This is a genomic window from Marinibacterium profundimaris (assembly GCF_002210095.1).
Taxonomy (GTDB): domain Bacteria; phylum Pseudomonadota; class Alphaproteobacteria; order Rhodobacterales; family Rhodobacteraceae; genus Marinibacterium; species Marinibacterium profundimaris.
This window is the reverse complement of sequence record NZ_AQQR01000028.1, coordinates 28,483-47,964: the sequence shown is the minus strand read 5'-3', so window position 1 is coordinate 47,964 and position 19,482 is coordinate 28,483. Positions and strand designations below refer to the sequence as shown.

The 19,482-nt window shown below is 59.4% G+C and carries 20 protein-coding genes and 1 pseudogene; 7 read left to right on the top strand and 14 right to left on the bottom strand.

The window, feature by feature from the left end:
* The 3 genes and pseudogenes from ATO3_RS26350 to ATO3_RS26340 all read left to right on the top strand — a co-directional run.
* Positions 1-299, top strand: a pseudogene (locus tag ATO3_RS26350) (hypothetical protein); the annotation flags it as partial.
* A gap of 113 nt (positions 300-412) precedes the next feature.
* On the top strand, positions 413-682 hold the full coding sequence (locus tag ATO3_RS29605) for a hypothetical protein (RefSeq protein ID WP_088652810.1): 270 nt from the start codon (positions 413-415) through the stop codon (positions 680-682).
* A 104-nt stretch (positions 683-786) separates the two neighbouring features.
* A complete protein-coding gene (locus tag ATO3_RS26340) occupies positions 787-1,431 on the top strand; it encodes a hypothetical protein (protein WP_088652809.1) in 645 nt (214 codons plus the stop codon).
* 7 nt (positions 1,432-1,438) lie between these two features.
* Here the strand turns inward: ATO3_RS26340 and ATO3_RS26335 are convergent, their stop codons facing one another.
* The 5 genes from ATO3_RS26335 to ATO3_RS26315 all read right to left on the bottom strand — a co-directional run bounded on the left by ATO3_RS26335 (position 1,439) and on the right by ATO3_RS26315 (position 7,395).
* Complete coding sequence (locus tag ATO3_RS26335; RefSeq protein ID WP_088652808.1) at positions 1,439-2,776, bottom strand: APC family permease; 1,338 nt, start codon at positions 2,774-2,776, stop codon at positions 1,439-1,441.
* Positions 2,777-2,825: 49 nt separating this feature from the next.
* Complete coding sequence (locus tag ATO3_RS26330; protein WP_173014454.1) at positions 2,826-5,171, bottom strand: copper-transporting P-type ATPase; 2,346 nt, start codon at positions 5,169-5,171, stop codon at positions 2,826-2,828.
* A gap of 78 nt (positions 5,172-5,249) precedes the next feature.
* Positions 5,250-6,170, bottom strand: a complete 921-nt coding sequence (gene lgt, locus ATO3_RS26325; RefSeq protein ID WP_050686145.1) for a prolipoprotein diacylglyceryl transferase — start codon at positions 6,168-6,170, stop codon at positions 5,250-5,252.
* A gap of 105 nt (positions 6,171-6,275) precedes the next feature.
* On the bottom strand, positions 6,276-6,662 hold the full coding sequence (locus ATO3_RS26320; protein ID WP_050686143.1) for a DUF302 domain-containing protein: 387 nt from the start codon (positions 6,660-6,662) through the stop codon (positions 6,276-6,278).
* A gap of 139 nt (positions 6,663-6,801) precedes the next feature.
* Positions 6,802-7,395 carry an EF-hand domain-containing protein gene (locus ATO3_RS26315; protein WP_223229252.1) on the bottom strand — a complete coding sequence of 198 codons (594 nt, stop codon included), beginning with the start codon at positions 7,393-7,395 and terminating at the stop codon, positions 6,802-6,804.
* Between the two features lie 396 nt (positions 7,396-7,791).
* Between ATO3_RS26315 and ATO3_RS26310 the strand changes: the two genes are divergently transcribed.
* A complete protein-coding gene (locus tag ATO3_RS26310) occupies positions 7,792-8,349 on the top strand; it encodes a hypothetical protein (protein WP_233152328.1) in 558 nt (185 codons plus the stop codon).
* Between the two features lie 87 nt (positions 8,350-8,436).
* Here the strand turns inward: ATO3_RS26310 and ATO3_RS26305 are convergent, their stop codons facing one another.
* The 4 genes from ATO3_RS26305 to ATO3_RS26290 form a co-directional block, all read right to left on the bottom strand.
* Positions 8,437-9,102: a L,D-transpeptidase gene (locus ATO3_RS26305; RefSeq protein ID WP_088652806.1), complete on the bottom strand. Its 666-nt coding sequence runs from the start codon at positions 9,100-9,102 to the stop codon at positions 8,437-8,439.
* Between the two features lie 42 nt (positions 9,103-9,144).
* A complete protein-coding gene (locus ATO3_RS26300) occupies positions 9,145-9,657 on the bottom strand; it encodes a disulfide bond formation protein B (RefSeq protein WP_456298938.1) in 513 nt (170 codons plus the stop codon).
* A 113-nt stretch (positions 9,658-9,770) separates the two neighbouring features.
* Positions 9,771-11,033: a multicopper oxidase family protein gene (locus ATO3_RS26295; RefSeq protein ID WP_007803424.1), complete on the bottom strand. Its 1,263-nt coding sequence runs from the start codon at positions 11,031-11,033 to the stop codon at positions 9,771-9,773.
* A gap of 125 nt (positions 11,034-11,158) precedes the next feature.
* Positions 11,159-11,740, bottom strand: coding sequence for a L,D-transpeptidase (locus ATO3_RS26290; RefSeq protein ID WP_082204816.1), 582 nt, complete (start codon positions 11,738-11,740; stop codon positions 11,159-11,161).
* Positions 11,741-11,919: 179 nt separating this feature from the next.
* Here ATO3_RS26290 and ATO3_RS26285 point away from each other — a divergent pair, with 179 nt between their 5' ends.
* Together ATO3_RS26285 and ATO3_RS26280 are read left to right on the top strand one after the other, a co-directional pair.
* Complete coding sequence (locus tag ATO3_RS26285; RefSeq protein WP_012187184.1) at positions 11,920-12,756, top strand: DUF305 domain-containing protein; 837 nt, start codon at positions 11,920-11,922, stop codon at positions 12,754-12,756.
* 12 nt (positions 12,757-12,768) lie between these two features.
* Positions 12,769-13,533 carry a MauE/DoxX family redox-associated membrane protein gene (locus tag ATO3_RS26280; protein ID WP_012187037.1) on the top strand — a complete coding sequence of 255 codons (765 nt, stop codon included), beginning with the start codon at positions 12,769-12,771 and terminating at the stop codon, positions 13,531-13,533.
* A 21-nt stretch (positions 13,534-13,554) separates the two neighbouring features.
* On the opposite strand, the gene cueR is transcribed toward ATO3_RS26280, so the two are convergent.
* Both cueR and ATO3_RS26270 read right to left on the bottom strand, forming a co-directional pair.
* Positions 13,555-13,953 (bottom strand): Cu(I)-responsive transcriptional regulator, encoded by a 399-nt coding sequence (gene cueR, locus ATO3_RS26275; RefSeq protein ID WP_088652804.1) that lies wholly within the window; start codon positions 13,951-13,953, stop codon positions 13,555-13,557.
* A gap of 12 nt (positions 13,954-13,965) precedes the next feature.
* Positions 13,966-16,476 carry a heavy metal translocating P-type ATPase gene (locus tag ATO3_RS26270; RefSeq protein WP_088652812.1) on the bottom strand — a complete coding sequence of 837 codons (2,511 nt, stop codon included), beginning with the start codon at positions 16,474-16,476 and terminating at the stop codon, positions 13,966-13,968.
* A gap of 152 nt (positions 16,477-16,628) precedes the next feature.
* Here ATO3_RS26270 and ATO3_RS26265 point away from each other — a divergent pair, with 152 nt between their 5' ends.
* On the top strand, positions 16,629-16,829 hold the full coding sequence (locus tag ATO3_RS26265) for a heavy-metal-associated domain-containing protein (protein WP_007803412.1): 201 nt from the start codon (positions 16,629-16,631) through the stop codon (positions 16,827-16,829).
* Between the two features lie 42 nt (positions 16,830-16,871).
* Here the strand turns inward: ATO3_RS26265 and ATO3_RS26260 are convergent, their stop codons facing one another.
* From ATO3_RS26260 to ATO3_RS26250, 3 genes are read right to left on the bottom strand one after another with little or no spacing between them, the layout of a single operon-like run.
* Entirely contained in the window at positions 16,872-17,603 is a 732-nt protein-coding gene (locus tag ATO3_RS26260) for a DsbA family protein (protein ID WP_009807488.1), read from the bottom strand.
* Between the two features lies 1 nt (position 17,604).
* Positions 17,605-18,087 (bottom strand): c-type cytochrome, encoded by a 483-nt coding sequence (locus tag ATO3_RS26255; protein WP_040182556.1) that lies wholly within the window; start codon positions 18,085-18,087, stop codon positions 17,605-17,607.
* A complete protein-coding gene (locus ATO3_RS26250) occupies positions 18,084-19,478 on the bottom strand; it encodes a multicopper oxidase family protein (protein ID WP_058239069.1) in 1,395 nt (464 codons plus the stop codon). Before ATO3_RS26250 ends, ATO3_RS26255 begins: the two co-directional genes overlap by 4 nt.
* Between the last annotated feature and the right edge of the window lie 4 nt (positions 19,479-19,482).

Below are 19,482 nucleotides of genomic sequence, written 5' to 3'. Positions count from 1 at the left end.
GTGAACTCTACGACCAAGTCCCCGTAAAAACGGGGGGATTACCCTGGCTGGTGACCTATCCGCTGTCGGGCTGGCTGCTGACGGTCTACGGTGTCGTTCCTGCGCTGATCGGTCTGGCGCTTCTCGCGGCCACTGGCATGCTCGCTGCTCTGAAACTCTGGCCAGCGAGCGATCCCGTGGAGCTTGAACACACGCACGACAACCTGCCACTTGATCATCCCCACTTGAAGGGGCATCGCAGGCACAGCCATGCTCTGGTGATCGACGAAAGCCACCCTCGCTGGGCCACACATTTCTGAGCGTTGGCGATTTGACGGAGGGACTGCCTAATCAAGATGGTTCGCAAACCTGTGAAAGAGGGAAGCCGATACCAGAGCGGCCAAAACAAACCAACCAGAAGGATCATCAATTGATGTACATACGAAGCGCACTTCTTCTCACAACCGTCTTGGCCTTGGGGGCTTGCTCGGAGTCTTTCTCGAATTCAGAAAACGCGTCGTCACGCCCGCCATTACCGGAAAATATCCTGGAACTGGCCGCACCGAACCAAGACCTCGCGACCGCCTATCTGCGGCCCGAGGACAACTGCTACTGGTACATGCACGCGAGTCCGGTTGAAACAACGCGATTGCCGCTCAGGACGATCGAGGGAAACCCAATTTGCGTCAAACGGGCCGAGTAGGCGATCTCTGGGAATGCCCGCAACCGGCTTGTCGCTTCCGTCCACTTGGTAGGGATCGATAACGTATCATCGACCTAGTGGTGCCCACATGGCAGGCTATTTCAATGGATAGATTTTTCTCTATCAGTATGCCCGCGGCTCAGTTTGTTAGAAATGTCCTGCTGTTCAGCTTCGCTGCATTACTGCCGGTCCTGTTGTTCTATGTCTTACTGGCTCCGGGCTTTGCTCCGGCTCTTGCTGCCGGCGGACCGGCACTCATGCGCTTTCTAAGGCAGGTTGCGACCAACGGTTTGCCCGTGGTTTTTGCCGTCAACTACGTCAGTTTTTTCCTTTTCGCCATGACAAAGCAACCAAAGGCGGGCTCAAGAGACACGGTGTTTTTCGTGCTGGTCGATGTCTTGCTCAGAGCCCTTCTCTTTCCAGGTCTCCACGTGCTTATATACGTTCTATCTGCCGACTGGTTCGGGTCATCCGGCGGCAATCGTTCAACCGCTTTGGCGGTTGTATCCCCGACTCTTGCGCGTTCGGCGTTTTTCGAGAACATCTCCGGCGTTTACCTCTATGCGACTATGATAAGCGCGTTGCCGCTCTACGTCTCGGCTTTCGGGCGGTCGGAATTTCTTGGACCGGTTGTACGTCGCTTGCCCATGAACACGGGCGTGATGCTGCTTGCCCTGGCTGCGTTTGCCTTGTCGGTCGGGCTGATCACGATCGGCGCACAAGGCATCGCATCTCTTCAGGCCAGGTGATGGCAGGCTAATCACCGTGGGCGTGGGCGTGGGCGGGGGCGACTTGCGGTGCCACCCATTGCGACAAGTAAACGCGCTCGAAGGCGAACACAGCGATCATCCCGACAGCGGCGTAGAGAACGATCATCGGGTCGCTTTGAAGCTTCATCACGGTGAAAGCTGCCAGTACTATCGCATCGAGCGCCAGGGCAGTCAAAAGCACGATACCGAAGGCGCCGACGTCTGCTCGACGATAGCGGAACACGCCCCAATGTATGATCATGTCCATGACGAGGTAAAAGAAAGCACCGAGGGATGCGATCCGGCCTAAATCAAAGAGCACGGCCAACGTCGCGGCGATGACGACAGTATAGACCAGGGTGTGGCGTTGGATGGGACCTGGCATACCGAAGTGGCTGTGCGGGATCATTTCCATGTCGGTCAGCATCGCCAGCATACGCGACACCGCGAAGACGCTGGCCAGAACGCCGGACGCCGTTGCGACAGCGGCCAGGATCACCGTGAGTATGAAGCCGGTTTGTCCAAGGGCGGGCTGCGCCGCTTGTGCCAGCGAATAGTCACGCGCTGAGATGATCTCCTCGATCGTGAGACTCGAACCGACCCCGTAGGCGACCAACAGGTAGACGACGACGCAGATTCCGATAGAGAACATGATCGCTCGGCCAACATTGCGATTTGGTTCAGTGATCTCGGCTCCGCTGTTGGTGATCGTGGTGAATCCCTTGAACGCAAGGATGGCCAGCGCCGTAGAGGCGATGAACCCCGTGAGCCCGTAGGATTGTGAGGTCTCGGACGCCGCGGCGAACGCAAAACCACTGGACCACAGGGCCGCGATGCCAAACAGAGCTATGCCTCCGATCTTGATCGCGGCCATGATCAACGAGAACAGCCCGACCGAGCGGTTTCCGGCGATGTTCACCAAAAAGGCGAAAACGATCACGGCCACAGCCAGAGCGGGGACCAATGGGCCACCTTCGATATCGAAAGGGCGCAGGACATAGGTGGCGAAGGTTCGCGCGACGAGGCTTTCCGCGATCACCATGCTGAGCGCCATCAGCAACGCGGCCCCGCCTGCGATGGCTCCGGGACCATAGCACTTCTGCAGGATCATGGCGATGCCACCCGAGGACGGCCATTTGTTCGACATCCTGATGTAGCTGTAGGCGCTGAAGCTTGTGACGACCGCGCCGGCGATGAATGCAAGAGGGAACAGAGGGCCGGCGAGCTGTGCGACTTGCCCCGTTAACGCAAAGATTCCGGCGCCGATCATCACGCCTGTTCCCATCGCGATGGCGCCGCCCAGACTGATAGAGCCTTCGCGGTACGTGTCTTGTTTGCTCTGCATAAATGGTCTCTCTTTTGCTTTCGGTTCGTCCGAACGATGTTGCGCGCTTCTAGATGCGAACGCCGCGAAGACGCAGCGAATTGAGCACCACCGAGATTGACGACGCGCTCATGGCGAAGGCAGCAAACATCGGACTGATGAGGATGCCAAAGAAGGGAAACAGAACTCCTGCCGCGACCGGCACGCCGGAGGCATTGTAGATCAGCGCGAAGAACAGGTTTTGACGGATGTTGCGCATGGTGGCCCGAGCCAACCGCCGCGCGCGCACGATTCCATCGAGGTTGCCCTTGACGAGGGTGATGCCCGCACTTTCGATGGCCACATCGGCGCCAGTGCCCATGGCGATGCCGACATCGGCCTGCGCGAGCGCTGGGGCGTCGTTGACGCCGTCCCCGGCCATGGCGACCTTGCGACCTTCGGCTTGCAATTCCTTGATGATCCGCGCCTTGTCCTCGGGCAGCACGTCGGCCCGGATCTCGTCGATGCCGAGCCGCGCGCCGATCGCCTTGGCTGTGCGCTCGTTGTCGCCGGTCGCCATGATGACGCGGAACCCCAGTTCATGCAGGTCCTTGATCGCGGCGGGCGTGGTCTCCTTCACCGGGTCGGCGACAGCGACAAGACCGGCAATGTCGCCGTCCAGCACCACGAACATCACTGTCTCACCCTCGTCGCGGCGGGCATTGGCCTTGGCGGTCAGGTCGCCCGCCTCGAGCCCCAATTCACGGATCATCGCCAGATTGCCGAGCGCCACCGCTTTGCCGTCCACAACACCCTTGACGCCCTTGCCAGTGACCGCCTCGAAGTCCCGTGCCTCGTCCATTTTGACATCTCGCTCCTCCGCACCCCTGACGATCGCTTCGGCCAAGGGGTGCTCCGATCCGCGCTCAAGCGATGCGGCGAGACGCAAAACCTCGGCTTCGTCGTGGCCGGGTTGCGGGAGTACGTCGACAAGCCGCGGCTTGCCCATCGTCAACGTGCCGGTCTTGTCGACGATCAGGGTATCGACTTTCTCGAACCGCTCCAGTGCCTCGGCGTTCTTTATCAACACGCCGGCCTGAGCGCCCCGCCCCGTTGCCGTCATGATCGACATCGGTGTCGCCAGGCCAAGCGCACAGGGACAGGCGATGATCAGAACCGCCACCGCCGAAATCAATGCGTAGGAAAGCGCAGGCGCGGGCCCCCAGATCGCCCAGGCGATGAAGGACAGGACCGCGATACCGATGACGGCCGGAACGAAGTATCCCGCCACCTTGTCGGCGTATTTCTGGATCGGCGCGCGCGATCGCTGCGCGTTCGACACCATCTCGACGATCTGCGCAAGCATCGTGTCGGACCCGACACGCGTCGCCTCCATCACCAGGCTGCCAGTGCCGTTGATCGTCGCTCCAGTTACCGGGTCGCCTTCGGTCTTCTCGACGGGCACAGGTTCACCGGAGATCATGCTTTCGTCGATCGAGGACCGGCCGTCCAGAACCACGCCATCGACAGGCACCTTGTCACCGGGCCGTACGCGCAGCCGGTCGCCGACCTGTACGTCCTCCAGCGGGATCTCCTCCTCGGAGCCATCGTCCCGCATGACCCGCGCGGTCTTGGCCGCCATGTCGAGAAGCGCGCGGATCGCCTTGCCGGTTCCTTCACGTGCGCGCAATTCCATCACCTGACCGAGCAACACGAGCGTCACGATCACAGCCGCCGCCTCGAAGTAGACGCCGACATGGCCTTCGGAGTCTCGGAACCCATCAGGGAATATGTCCGGTGCGAGAACGGCAACGACGCTGAAGAGCCAGGCGGCTAGAACGCCCATGCCGATCAGGGAAAACATGTTGAGGTTCAATGTGCGGAAGGAAATCCATCCGCGTTCCAGAAACGGCCAGCCGCACCACAAGACCACTGGCGTTGCCAGGATCAATTCGATCCATTGTGTAGTGCTTTCGCCAAAAAACGTCCGGACTGCGGGGAAACCGACGAAAGGCCCCATCGTGAGGACAAGGAGCGGGATCGTCAGGACTGTGCCGACCCAGAACCGCCGTGTGAAATCCACCAGTTCGGGATTTGGACCTTCATCGCCCGGCACACCGGATTCCAGTTCCAATCCCATACCACAGATCGGACACGCGCCCGGATCAGGCTGCCGCACCTGAGGGTGCATCGGGCAGGTGTAAATGGGACCATCATGCCCTCTAGGAACCAGATCATATCGGCCATCCGCCGGCGCGGCACCCGCGTGGTGGTCGTGATGATCATGTGCTGAATGGACCTCCAGCTCCGATTCCGGCCCGAGATGCATCCCGCATTTCGGACAATTGCCGGGCTCGTCCTGCCGCACCTCAGGGTGCATGGGGCAAACGAATACCGAAGAAGCTGCTGTGGTTTCAGAACTGTCGGGAGTGCTCATTTTGCGGTCCTTTCCGAGAATGCTTCTCTTGCCTAGGGCTTCCATCCGCGGGAGGGTCAAGAGAGATCAGTACGGCGATTACATTGCGGCTCTGCGGGGTGGCGCTGTCCGGCCCCGTTCCCGCCGGGCGAACACGATCAACGCCAGCCCGACCAGCGCCATTGGCATGGAGAGCAACTGGCCCATGGTCAAACCCCACTCACCAAAATGAAGCGCATGGCCGATCGGGTTGTCCGCCGTCACAAATTGTTGGTCCGGTTGCCGGAACATCTCGACGAAACTTCGGGCAAGACCATAGCCGGTCAGAAACACGCCAGCCAAGGCACCGGGCATTTTCAGCCAGCCCCGGCCCCAAGCGAGATAAATGAGCAGCATTCCAAGAATGAGCCCCTCCAATAGCGCCTCGTACAGCTGGGACGGGTGTCGGGCGCAGAGGCCACTAATCCCTGGGCAGGCCTGCGCGACTTCGCCGGGAAAGATCACCGCCCAGGGAACGTCCGTCGGCCGCCCCCACAACTCATTGTTGGTGAAGTTCGCCAGCCTCCCAAGAAACAAGCCTGGCGGTGCCGCCAAAGCCAGCAAGTCGCCAGTGCTGAGCAAAGACGCGTTCTGTCGAAGGCAGAACAGCAAGGCAGCGATGACAACGCCCGCGAACCCCCCGTGGAAGGACATGCCGCCTTGCCAGACCATCAGAATTTCCAAGGGATTTGCGAGATAATATGCAGGCTGGTAGAATAGTACAAAGCCTAGGCGACCACCAGCAATCACGCCGATGATGATCCACGTCAGAAGATCTTCGATCTGCGTCCGGTCAAGCGGCGGTCCAACTGATGTCCAGAGCGCGGGACGGCTTATCGCACTCAAACAAATGCGCCAGCCAATCAGGATACCGAAGATATAGGCTAGCGCGTACCAGCGGAGTGCGAATGTGACCCCCCCGATGTCGAAGGAGATGAGGTCGGTTCCAATATCCGGAAATGGCAATCCCGCTGGCAGCACTGGGTGAGTTCCTCATCAGGAATTTACGTGGGGATTAGATGGCATTGATCGAGCACCGCTAAAGGCGCTCGATCTGCGACAGGGCATCCAACGCCCATCCCGCCATCACGCGGCGTCGAGGGCGTCCCGGAGTAGATCGCGGACTTCGCCGGCGACCGCGTCCAGGTCTTGGTTCTGCACCGCCTGCATCGAAGCGACAGGATCGACCGCGCTGACCTCGGTGTCGCCGTCCACTTGCCGCAGGATGACATTGCAGGGAAGCATCGCACCGATGCGAGGCTCGATCTCGATGGCTTTGTGCGCCATGCCCGGATTACAGGCCCCGAGAATGCGGTAAGGCGGCATGTCCGCATCAAGTTTCTTTTTCATCGTCGCTTTGACGTCAATCTCAGTCAGAACGCCGAAGCCCTTGTCTGCCAAAGCATCCCGAACACGCATCTCTGCGTCATCGATATTGGTGTCTTTCAGGACGCGATCATAGGTATAGGCCATGGGAATTTTCCTTTCCGTGTCTCTATTTTTTGGCATAACGAGGCTAAACGGTTCAGGTCGCGGTTCGGTTCAATGTCCCGGCCGAGAACGGTTTTGGCGTTTTGAGGACGGGTGCCGGAAAAAACCGGCACCCGTTGGCTCAGTTGTCCTGCATCATGGAGCCGTTGCCCATGCCCTGACCGTTGCCCGGCCGCGCAGGCGCATCTGCCATGTTCGACCGCATCATCTGCATCCGCTCCATCCTATCGGCCGGAGCGGCCATCTCTTCCGGCGTCACCGCGCCGTCGCCATCGGCATCGAGGTGTTGAAAACGATCCACCATCATTTCGCGGATCATCGCGCTGTGGAGAGCTTCAAACTCGGTAATCGAGAGGTTTCCATCCCCGTCGCTGTCAAACTCGGAAAGCTTGGCCTGCAGCTGCGTGCGCATTTCTTCCGGCGTCGTTGTGCCGTCTCCATCGGTGTCGAACATTTGCATCATGCCGCCAGCCATGCCTGCGCCCATCATACCACTGCCCATGCCTGCGCCCATCATGTTTCCGTGCATGCGCTGCATCATGTCCATCATTCCGCCCATGTTCCCCATCATGCCCGGACCACCGTTCTGCATCATGCCTGCCCCACTTTGGGCACCAGGTTGACCACTGTGCCCATGGTTGGCATCCGCCAAGGCGACGCCACCAAAGGCGGTTGCAGCCAGAGTCATTGCAGCGAGTAGAGTATTGCGTTTCATGTCGATCACCTCGTGTCAGTGTTACGATAGCCACCATATGGGATGCACCTGCAGATGCGGAATGCCACGCGAGCCGGTGTTTTGTATCGCGAGGTCACAAAGGCGGGGTCTGTTACAAATTGCGACAAATCAATTCGGGGCGAACGCTCCTCTTAATCTGAGACTTGCGATATCCAGAGAAAAACCTGTCGAGGAGTCGCGTACCAACCGACACCGAACCCGTGTTTCGGTGGACGTGAAATCCGGAAGAGTTGGTGTCGAGAGTGGTAGAGGACCTGAATATCCCGAAAATTCAATTATTCACCCATGGCAGGAGGCTGCAGGGTGCTCTTTTTGAACCGCATTTTCTCAGTTCTAACCTTGGTAATTTTGGCGGGGTGCGGTGCAGGAAACGACATGCGCCCTGATGCTTCAGCCGAAGTCATCAGTAGTGCATCCTACCGTCACGACGGACCGGCCGCGCTGACGCTGTACACCATGATCAATAACAGGTCCGGGGCGGGTGCGCATACCAGCGTCATGATTAATGGGTCGCAGCGTGTTATCTTCGATCCGGCAGGAACGGTCCGGCTGAGCGCGGTACCGGAACGGGGAGATGTGCTTTATGGCATTACTCCACAAGTGGCCGATTTTTATGCGCGGGCTCATGCTCGGGAGACCTACCATGTCGTCATACAAGAGATCGATGTGTCTCCCGAAGTCGCGGAGCAGGCCTTACAGCTTGCAATTGCCAGCGGCCCAGCCGCTTCCGGTTTTTGTAGTGCCAGTACCTCCGCGGTACTCAGACAATTACCAGGATTTGAATCCATTGGACGCACATTTTTTCCAAAGCGCCTGATGGCGGATTTTGGCAAGTTGCCGGGTGTGCGAACCAGAAAGCTGTTCGAGAACGATGAGGACGATAAATCCGTAGCGATCGCACAGTTCGAAAATTCACTTGCGACACAGCCGTGAGTGTTCGTCCAACAATTCGTTGCAAGATTTTCCTGCATGACGCTGTCCTCAGCGCGTGAGCCCAAGATGCGCTGTCCGACGAATTGATCAGCTTCGAGCGGTAACGCTGTCCTCGGCCGAGTAAAGGAACGCCGTCGATCCGACAGCGACATTCGGATAGAGATCATTGATGTGGGCCATCACCATGCGCACGCATCCCGAACTGGCCCGGCCGCCAATGCTGCGTGGGCTGGGTGTCCCATGGATACGAAGGTACGTATCCCGATCTCCGACGAATAGATACAAAGCCCTGCTCCCCAAGGCATTTTCCGGGCCGGGCTCCATTCCATCGGCAAACTGAGCGAATGCATCTGGGTCTCGCTCAATCATCGACTGCGTCGGCGTCCAGTGTGGCCATTCGACCTTGCGACGAATCGTGTAGGTGCCGGGCTCGTAGAGATTGCCCTTGGCAATCGCGACCCCGTAGCGCATCGCGGTGCCACCTTCCTCGATATGGTACAGATAGCGCGCGATCGCATCGACGTGAATGTCACCCGGGCGCAAACCGTCATTTGCCAACACGCGTTGCGGCAGCAGCCTGGGATGCAGCCCCCATGGGTTGGTTGTTGCCGCGTCATAGTTGGCGGGCGTGACCTGCGCATCCCAAGCTGCTTTTTCGGCTGTTGTCGGCCAGGTCTTAGCGAATGCTGGTGAACTCAGAGACGCTGAAAACAGCGAGCCGGAGAGTGCAAGAAAGTGTCGTCTTGTAACCATGAAACGAAGCCCTTTGTTTGTTTTCGATGAATGCGGGACGTTTCAAGAAACGTCCGCTGCCCCACGCCACCGAACCTTAAGGCTCTTTGCGATCGCGACTAACCAGAGGCAAGTAAGGACACCGCTCAGGATCGCGTTCCAACTGGCCATGGACAACGTCAGTAATTCCCAGACAACCTCATCGCACAGAACAAGAGTCGAAGCACTTGAACTGGCAGAGGGCAGCAATTCCGATACCGACATTTGAGAGACATCGAGGCCGGATCCTGTGCAAGAAGTCGGTCCCTCCCACCAGCCGCGCTCGACCCCGGTATGAAACACTCCCAACGCGGATGTGCTGAGTGCCGACAGGGCACCGATTATCAGGATTGGGAGGATCGGCAGAGCAAAGAGCAACATAGCGCCCATTCCAATGGCGATTGCGTGTGGGTAGCGTTGCCAGATGCACATTGCGCAAGGCGCGTAGCCAAGAGCCTGGAAAACGAAGGCCCCTAACAGCAAGGCGGCTGATCCTGCCGCCGCAGTCATGCCGAGAGATTTTGGTGTCAGGGTCAATGAACGCTCCCGTTGGCAATCGATGGACCTGTTTCTCGCTTGTCAGGTTACGTAAACGGCAGAAGGGCTGTTATCATTCAGAGATTTGTAACGGTATGTATCCGTCGCGACCCTCAGCCGACTCTGATCCACGTTGCCATACCGTCGGCCTGGTGGCTCAACATGTGGCAATGCAGCATCCACGATCCCGGATTGTCCAGGACGACGAGAATATCCCGCGTCTCGCCGGTATCCAGATAGGTCGAGTCCCGGTATGGACCGGCTTCACCCGCCGCATCGAGTTCCCAGAAATGGTGGCCATGCAGATGCATGACGTGTGGGAACCCGGTTTCGTTGCGGATCGAAATGCGCGCGGTCGTCCCCTGCGCGGCGGATAGGAAAGGCCTTCGAGGCAGGCCGGATACGTCATTGAGCGCCCATGTCCCTGTGCCGTTGTGGGACGCGCTTCCCGCACCTCCCTGGAGCACCAGCTCCGCGGTTTGGCCGGGGTCTTTCGGGGCGGGCATTCGGTTGGCGGGCAATGCGGTGATGGGCGCTTTCGCGGGCTCACGGGAACCGGAAACAGCGATTTCGCCAAGGCTCAACGTCTGTTCTCCAAAGCTGTCGTCGAATCTAATAGGCCCGGTCGCATCACCAATCACATCGCATCTTTGCCCCGGAGCGAGAAGGATCGGTTCGAGCGTCCGAGGATGCGCCAGAGGCATGCCATCCAGTGCAACGATCTTGCCTATCAAACCATCCAGGCCGACACGGTACACCCTGTCGATAGAGGGATTTATGAGACGCAGTCGCAGACGGTCGCCTCGTTTCACAGTCTTGCCGGTTCCATTGAAAACAAGTGCCGTGACCGTATTGCCGATACGGCCCTCGGTTGCGAAATGGGCCGGGTTGAACGCTTCGTCGTACTGCCCGGACTGATCCAGCAAGACATCGAAGAACTGAACAACGATGTCATGGTCGACAGCCGGCGCATTTTGCTCCTCGACGATGAAGGCGCCGAAAAGACCGCGGCTGACCTGATCGTAAGACAGGTAATGCGAGTGATACCAATACGTGCCGGCATCCGGGACGCCGAATTGATAACGATACGAGTCGCCCGGAATGACCACATCCTGAGTGAGGACGTTGACACCATCCATCCGATTTGGAACCCGCAACCCATGCCAGTGAACGAGAGCGCCCTCCTCCAATCGGTTATCGAGGGTAATGCGGGCGGTTTGTCCTTGTCGCATTCTGACTTCTGGGCCCGGCAGACCACCGTTGAAGCCCAACATCGACACGTCGTACCCAGCAAGGTGCGCCTTGATCGATTGGGGCGCGAGGATCAACTCGTGTGTCGCTGCTGGCAAGCGGGTACCAGCCAGCGCAACGGTCATCCCGCCAAGGAAAGACCTCCGGCTCAAAGACAATTCCGTCACCTCATGAATGATAGACTGGCTTTCGCCAACTGCCGCACTTGTGCCATTTCCGGAAGAGGAACTTCAAGGCGACAGAACACTCCTCACGCCGTTGTCACTTTGGGATACAGGAAGACGCGGGCGCCGATTTCAACGCGTTCGTACAGATTCTTCACATGTTCATTCGTCAACCGCGCGCATCCATTCGACACGGCAGACCCAATTGTCTCCGGGGCGTTCGTTCCATGAATGCGAAGATAGGTATCGCGTCCCTCGGCATCGTAGAGATAGAGCGCGCGGGCCCCGAGCGGGTTGTTTGGCCCGCCTTTCAGTCCATCCTTGTACTTTGCGTATTTGCGTGGCTCGCGCCGGATCATGGCGTTCGTTGGCCGCCACCATGGCCATTTGGCCTTGCGCGCTACCGTGAACTCTCCGGGTTCGTACAAACCTTTGCGCCCTACCCCGACCCCGTAGCGGATCGCCATCCCGTCCTCGAGCATGAAATAAAGGAAAAAATCGTCGGGAACGACGTGGACATCGCCTTTAACCCAGTCACCACGACGGGTGTTTACCAATTGTGGTTCGAACCGTTCGGGCAATTTGACTTTGTGGGCCCAGGCAGTTGTGGGCAGAAAGCAACCCATCGCTCCGGCACAAATCAATTCTCGTCTCGTGAAATTCTGCATGGCGCGATCTCCTCGGACCCATGAAAATTCAGTGCGCGTCAGGGGCAAAGAAAAGAAGCCGTGAACCGGGGCAAACGACGCGCCTTTGTTGCCTTGAAACTACGAAAATTCGTGCTTTTGGAACTCTCCAGCGCTGGAATGTTGTTGTTTTACAGAGAACTGCAAGGAGGTGACTGGAAATGCACTACTCACGATTCTTTATGATGATCGGAACATCGACCGTGGTCATGTTCGTTCTGATGTACCTGAACACCTATCTTTGGGGCCATATCTTCTTTTCGGAGACACGCCTTTACATGGCCATCCTGATGGGGGCGACCATGGCCGTGATCATGTTGGCGTACATGTTGTCCATGTATCAGAACACCAAAGCCAACATCGCGATTTTCGTTGGCGCAATAGTCCTTTTCGCGGCGAGCCTCTGGCTGGTTCGCGGGCAATTCACGGTGCAGGACAGGTCCTACATGCGCGCCATGATCCCGCACCACTCGATCGCCATCATGACGTCGACTCGTGCCGAGATCACCGACCCGCGCGTCCGGGGGCTCGCAGACGACATTATCTATGCGCAGGACAAGGAAATCGCCGAAATGCGCTACCTTATTGCTGACATTGGAGCAAACGGCGAAGCATCGGCCACGCGAAGCGAAACGCCGGCGCAGGTTGTGGATGCGCAACAGGCGCTTCAAACGGAGGTCGTGTCGAAGGTCGATCCTGAGTTTCTGACGGAAGACGAAATCGCTGCGGTGTTCCCGAATGGCGGAAATTGCCGCTTTGCTTACACCTCGGACAGTCCGGCTGTACTGGTGACTGGTGAAACCGGCGAAGGGTCTGCCGCCGCAATGAAGATCAGCGGTGATCTGGTGCGCCTGAATGCGCAGGGCGAAAATGCATTTTCTGAAGGCCCGCTGTCGGCCGAGATCGCAGAGACGAACGGTGACCTGACCGATCTGATCGTCAGCGCGGGAACCGACTACGAAGCCGGGTTCCGTGGTCAACTTACGTGCAGCGGATAAGGAGGAAAGGACATGCCCCGCGACACAGACAGTAAATCCGCGCAGCTTTATCGCATGGTCATGCCGGGCCATGTCTGCCCCTACGGTCTGAAATCGAAAGACCTGCTGGAGCGGCAAGGCTTCGAGGTGGAAGACCATCCGCTTGACACCCGTGAAGACACCGATGCTTTCATGGAGAAGCACGGGGTCGAGACGACGCCGCAGACTTTCATCGGGGACGAACGGATCGGCGGTTACGATGATCTCAGGGTGTTTTTCGACATTGACCCACCCGAGGAAGAGCAAAGCGACACGACCTACCAGCCGGTCATCGCGATCTTTTCCGTTGCCGCGCTGTTGGCATTGGGCCTGTCTTGGCACCAGTACGGGTCGGTCCTTACCTTGCGGGGGTTCGAATGGTTCATTTCGCTGTCCATGACCATTCTCGCGATCCAGAAATTGCAGGATGTCGAAGGGTTTTCGACGATGTTCCTCAACTACGATCTGCTGGCGCGCAAATGGGTGCGATACGGCAAGGTCTACCCGTTCGGCGAAGCGTTGGCAGGTGTCCTGATGACTGCCGGCGCGCTGCTGTGGCTCTCGGCGCCTGTCGCCCTGTTTATCGGCACGGTCGGCGCTGTCAGCGTGTTCAAGGCTGTTTATATCGACAAGAGAGAGCTGAAATGCGCCTGCGTCGGCGGTGACAGTTCCGTCCCGCTGGGGTTCATTTCGCTGACGGAAAACCTGATGATGATCTTCATGGGTATCTGGATGCCGGTCCGCGCGATCTGGTTCTGAGGTACAGCCCCTTCTTGCCTGTCACTTGGCCAACCGCTCCGGCGACAGATCCTCGATGATGGGGCAGTCGGGCCGGTGATCCCCGGCACATTTTTCCACCAGTTCGGCGAGCGTCGCGCGCATGGATTGCAGTTTCGCGATCTTTTCCTCGATCTGGCGCAGATGGTCTTCCGCAACCGCCTTCACTTGCATGCTTTCGTGGTTTTCATCCTCGTAGAGCGACAGGAGCGTCCTGCAATCTTCGATGGTGAACCCCAAGGCCCGTGCGCGACCCAGAAACGCCAGCTTGTGAACGTGGTTCTCGGTGAACGCGCGATAGCCGTTCTCGCTACGGTTCGGGCGGATCAGACCGATGTCCTCGTAGTAGCGGATCGTCTTGGCGGGCACACCCGATTGTCGGGCAACGTCTCCGATGTTCATGTCGGACCTCCGTTATTCTGCTGGAGCAGGAGTGGCGGCTGCCATCTCTGCCGGGATTGCGCGCTGCTCGTCCATCGCAGGCGCGATGCGCCGCAGCCGCAGGGCATTGGTCAGGACAAACACCGAGGACAACGCCATCGCACCCGCCGCAAGGATTGGTGACAGGAGCAACCCAAAGGCCGGATAGAGCACCCCGGCAGCGACCGGAATAAGTGCCACGTTGTAGGCAAAGGCCCAGAACAGGTTCTGCCGGATGTTGCGCATGGTCCGCCGCGATACTTCGAAGGCGTTCACCACGCCGCGCAAATCGCCCGACATCAGGACGACATCCGCAGATTCGATGGCCACATCGGTGCCGGTTCCAATGGCGATGCCCACATCGGCATGCGCCAGCGCCGGGGCGTCGTTGATCCCGTCGCCGACAAAGGCGATGCGCTTGCCGCCCTCGCGCAAACTGTTGAGCGCCGCGACCTTGCCGTCTGGCAGAACGCCGGCGACGACATGGTCGATGCCGGTTTCGCGGGCGATGGCTTCGGCGGTTTCGCGTTTGTCCCCGGTGATCATCGCAACCGCAAGACCCTTTTCGTGCAGCGCTGCGATGGCTGCGCGGCTTGCCGGTTTGACCGGATCGGCGACGCCGATCACGGCGGCGATACGTCCATCTATGGCAGCGTAAAGCGCCGTCCGACCCTTGCTCGCGATCTTCGTTTCTTCTGGTGCCAATGCCGAGATGTCAATGCCTTCCCGCGTCATGTAGCGGTCGGCCCCAACCAACACCTCCGCGCCTTCGACCAAGGCGCGCACGCCGTAACCGGTGACCGACTGGAAACCTTCGGCCCCCACAAGCGGGGCGCCGTCGCCCCGGGCGGCGCGGACGATGGCGTCCGCGACAGGATGCTCGGAGAGCGACTCCACGGCGGCGATCTTCGAGAGCGTTGTTGAACGATCGAACCCTTCCGCCAGCACAAGGTCAGTCAGTGCGGGTCGCCCCTCGGTCACCGTGCCTGTCTTGTCGAGGGTGACCACATCAACGGAATCAAGTAGCTGCAAGGCGTCGCCCTTGCGGAACAGGACGCCCATTTCCGCAGCACGTCCCGTCCCGACCATGATCGAGGTCGGCGTCGCAAGCCCCATCGCGCAGGGGCACGCGATGATCAGCACCGACACACCGGCGATCAGCGCCATTGTCAGGGCCGGATCAGGCCCGAAAACCAGCCAGACCAGCACGGTCGCCGCCGCGATCGCCATGACGGCAGGTACGAACCACAAGGTGATCCGGTCGACCAATCCCTGGATCGGCAGTTTGGCGCCCTGGGCCTCTTCGACCATGCGAATAATCTGCGCCAGGGTCGTGTCGGCGCCGACCCGCGTGGCGCGGAACTGCAGGCTTCCGGCGCCGTTGACCGTCCCGCCGGTCACCGGATCTCCGGCACCTTTTTCAGCGGGGATCGGCTCGCCTGTCAGCATGCTTTCGTCGACGCGGCTGGTCCCCTCGATGACCTCGCCATCGACCGCGATGCGTTCACCAGGGCGCACGATGACGATGTCACCCTGAACCAGCGCATCGATCTCGATCTCGACGCTTTCTCCGTCCCGCATCACGCGTGCAGTCCGCGCCTGAAGCCCTAATAGCTTCTGGATGGCCGCGCCCGTTCTCCCCTTGGCGCGCGCTTCAAGAAACCGCCCCAGAAGGATCAGAACGACGATGACCGCTGCCGCCTCGAAATAGACGGTGCGCAGCGTGTCAGGCAGGACCGACGGTACGAATGTCGCAACCACGGAATAAAGGTAAGCCGCCCCGGTGCCGACCGCGACGAGGCTGTTCATGTCGGGGGCACCCCGGAACAAGGCCGGGAAACCCTTGGTGTAAAACGTCCGGCCCGGGCCGAAGAGAACGATTGTCGTCAGCACGAACTGAAGAAGCCAACTCGTCTGCTGGCCAATCGTGGTCTCGATCAGCATATGAACGGCCGGAATGACGTGGCCACCCATTTCGATCAGGAAGACCGGCAAGGCGAGGATGGCCGCAAAGGTGACCCGTTTGGCAAGCGCCTGAGCCTCTTCCTCCTTGCGCGCAACTCTGTCGTCACCGGCCTGGGCCGTTGCCACGGTTGCTGGATACCCTGCCGCGCCGCTTGATTCGATCAGATCGGATGTCGTGACAAGACCTTCGACGTAAACGACCGTCGCCGTCTCTGAGGCGAGGTTGACGTTCACCTCGACCACCCCGGGCACCGCGGCAAGCGCCTTATCGACCCGCCCGACGCAAGAGGCACAGGACATCGCTGCAATCGTGAGTTCGGCCCTGGCCTTCCGCGCGGGGTAGCCCAGCTCGCGAAGGGATTCGATGATGTCGGGAATGCGCTTGAGCGCGTCCACGCTCATGCGAGCAGTTTCCGAGGCAAGGTTCACCGACACATCTTCTACGCCGTCGATTGCATTCAATGCGCGATCGACCCTGCCAACGCAGGACGCGCATGACATGCCTTCGATCGGCAGGCTGATCTGTTTGGGTTCGGGCATATGTGTCACCTGTTTTTCCATTCGAAGTGGAATATGAGGCTTCCAGTTACTGGAGGGTCAATGGGAGGGCGCCAAATAAATTTCTTCACTTGACCTTCCAGCGGGGGGAAGCCCCATGTCACCGATAGAAATCAGATCAAGGAGTGGTTCCGATGAAGTTCAGCGTTCCGGACATGAGCTGTGGGCATTGCACCGCAGCAATCGAAAGCGCGGTGAAGAGCGCAGATCCGAATGCAGGCGTAGAATGTGACCTTTCTGCCCGACAGGTGCATGTCGACAGCGTGTTACCAGCCGATCAGGTCCAAGCGATCATTCGGGATGCGGGCTACAACGTGGAACCTGCGGCCGCTTGATGCAGTGCCTGGACCACCCAAGGGTGGTCCGGGCACAGAATTTCAGTCTTCGACTTTGCGGGCTTCCTCGACCAAGTCGGCAAGCTGCGCCTTTTCGACGAAGCCCGGGACCAGCGCATCCCCGATCACGAAAGACGGCGTGCCGTTAAAGCCCAGAGCTTGGGTCAGTTGCATGGAGGTCGCAATGTGCTCTTCGACCTCGGGGGCCTCCATGTCCTTGCGCAACTGCGCGATATCCAGGCCGATCTCCTCGGCCACGCGCAGCACGGAGGCCTCTTCCGCGCGGCCTTCCAGCCCCATCATTGCCCAGTGAAACTCTTCGTATTTGTCCTGCTTGCGCGCTGCCAAGGCCGCTTTCGCGGCAAACACCGATCCGTCTCCGAGAATGGGCCATTCACGATAGACGAGGCGAATGTTGGGATCGTCTTCGATCAAAGCCCGCACCTCGGGTTTGACCCGCCGACAATAGGGACAGTTGTAGTCGAAAAATTCCACAACAGTGACGTCCCCTTCCAGGTTGCCGAGAACCGGCGCATTCGGATCGTTCTCGATCAGATCGCGCTGGTCATTCAGAACTTGGGCCTGACTGAGCTCCTGCGCTTGCGCCTGCCTTTGTTCGAGGATCGCCACGGCCTCCATGACAATCTCCGGGTTCTCGCGGATTGCCTCGAGCACAAGTTCCTTGACCCGGGACTCTGACAGTTCGTCCGCGAGTGCCGGTATCGGAAGCAAGGCAGCTATCGCGACCGTCGTGAAGGCTTGTCTGAAACGCATTTTAGTTCTCTCCCCGTTGTTCGTCGGCTTCTGTCCGCGCGGCCTGGACTTCGCGGATGCGGTCTGGCCAGGTGGACCGGATGAAGGCCAGGATGTTGTGAATTCGCTGGTCGGTCAGCACGTCTGCGAAACCGGGCATGCCACTGTCGAATTCGACGCCCTGACGCGCCAGAAGCGTTGCACCCCCCAGTTTTGTGTAATCGAAGAGCAGGCTGTCAGGATGATGCCAGGTGTGACCCGTCTCATCATGCGGTGGTGCTGGCAAGCGCCCATCCGCGCCCGGCGTTCGCCATTCCGGCTGGCCTTCCAGATCCACGCCATGACAAGACGCGCAGTTTTCTGCGTAGAGCAACGCGCCTTCTTCGATGTCGTAGCTCTCCGCCTTGGACGCGCTGCCGACATCCGAGGATGCACTGGTCGAGAGCCAATACGTGAAGGCGGCTGCTGCGACAGTGATCGGAACGGACCAAACGAGATACCTCATGTGACCCGTATCCAGGTCGTCATGCCGGACGCGGCGTGGCTGAGCATGTGGCAATGGAACAGCCACTTGCCGGGATTGTCTGCCGTAAAGGCGATCTCCCGGGACTCGTTGCCGGCCAACAGGATCGTGTCCCGCATCGGCCCGAACGCGCCGTCGGGGCGCAGCTCACGGAAATGCATCCCGTGCAGGTGCATCGCATGTGGGAACACGGTCTGGTTCTCGATCTTCAAGCGCACCGGCTCGTTCAGGGATAGATCGGCCAGTGGCGTGTCGGTCATATCGGCGACATCATTCAGGGCCCAGAATTTGCCCGCTTGGGCAAGCTGACGGAATCCAAGACGTTCCCCACCGAGCAACGCGGACTGCATCCGCCCCATTGCACCGCCGGACATGACCAGTCGCAAATCTCGCGCATCGGCAAGGTCCGGGGCGTTTGCTGCGGGGTTCGGCGGCAACGGCAGTGGCTTGCCTCTTGGTACTGAACTGGCTGTGCCGTCGATCGGAAAACTCACGAGCGGGGTCGGTTGATCGTCATCGCCGATGCGCAGCAAATGGGCCACGCCGCCTTCGTCTTCGGTCACATCGACAATTAAGTCGACGCGCTGTGCCGGGCCGAGGATCAACTCGCCGTCAATCTGCTGGGGTTGGCCGATTGGCATTCCATCGACGGCCACCCTCCAGCCACTCAACCCCGAGAGCGTCAGCGGGAAAATCCGCGCGCTTGCTGCGTTGATGATCCGCAAGCGAATGCGTTCGTTGCGCTTCGCGGACAAGGTCAGGTCATAGCGCCCATTGGTCGTGATAAAGTTGCCGATGCGTCCACCGTGGCTCATCATCATAGGCTGCTCGAAATTGTCGAAAAGCTGCCCGCTTTCGGGATCGAGCAACCAGTCCTCCAGAACGATGACTTCCTCGCGGTCGATGTCCGGTCCATTGGCCTCTTCGACGATCAAAGCACCGCGCAAACCACGCGCGACCTGCTCGTATGAGCGATTATGCGCGTGGTACCAATAGGTCCCGGCGTCCGGTACGACGAAGTCGTAGTCAAAGGTTTCACCAGGTGCCACGGGCTCTTGGGTCAGCCCTGAAACGCCATCCATCGCGTTATCGATCCGGATTCCGTGCCAGTGAACCGAACTGGGATCGGGTACCTCGTTGCGGAACCTGCGGCGCACCCGATCGCCTTGAGCGACCCGGATTTCCGGGGCCGGAACAAGGCCGTCATAGCCCCAGATCTCTGTTTCCGGGTAGGTGTCCGGAAGAAGCTGTTGACGTGCAACCTTGGCAACCACGTCCTCGAACGGGGTTGCGGCAAAAGCCGACCGCGGGATGGCCGCCGCGCAGGCCGCCAGTGTTGCATGGCGCAAGAAATCCCGACGTGTTTGTCTCATTTCG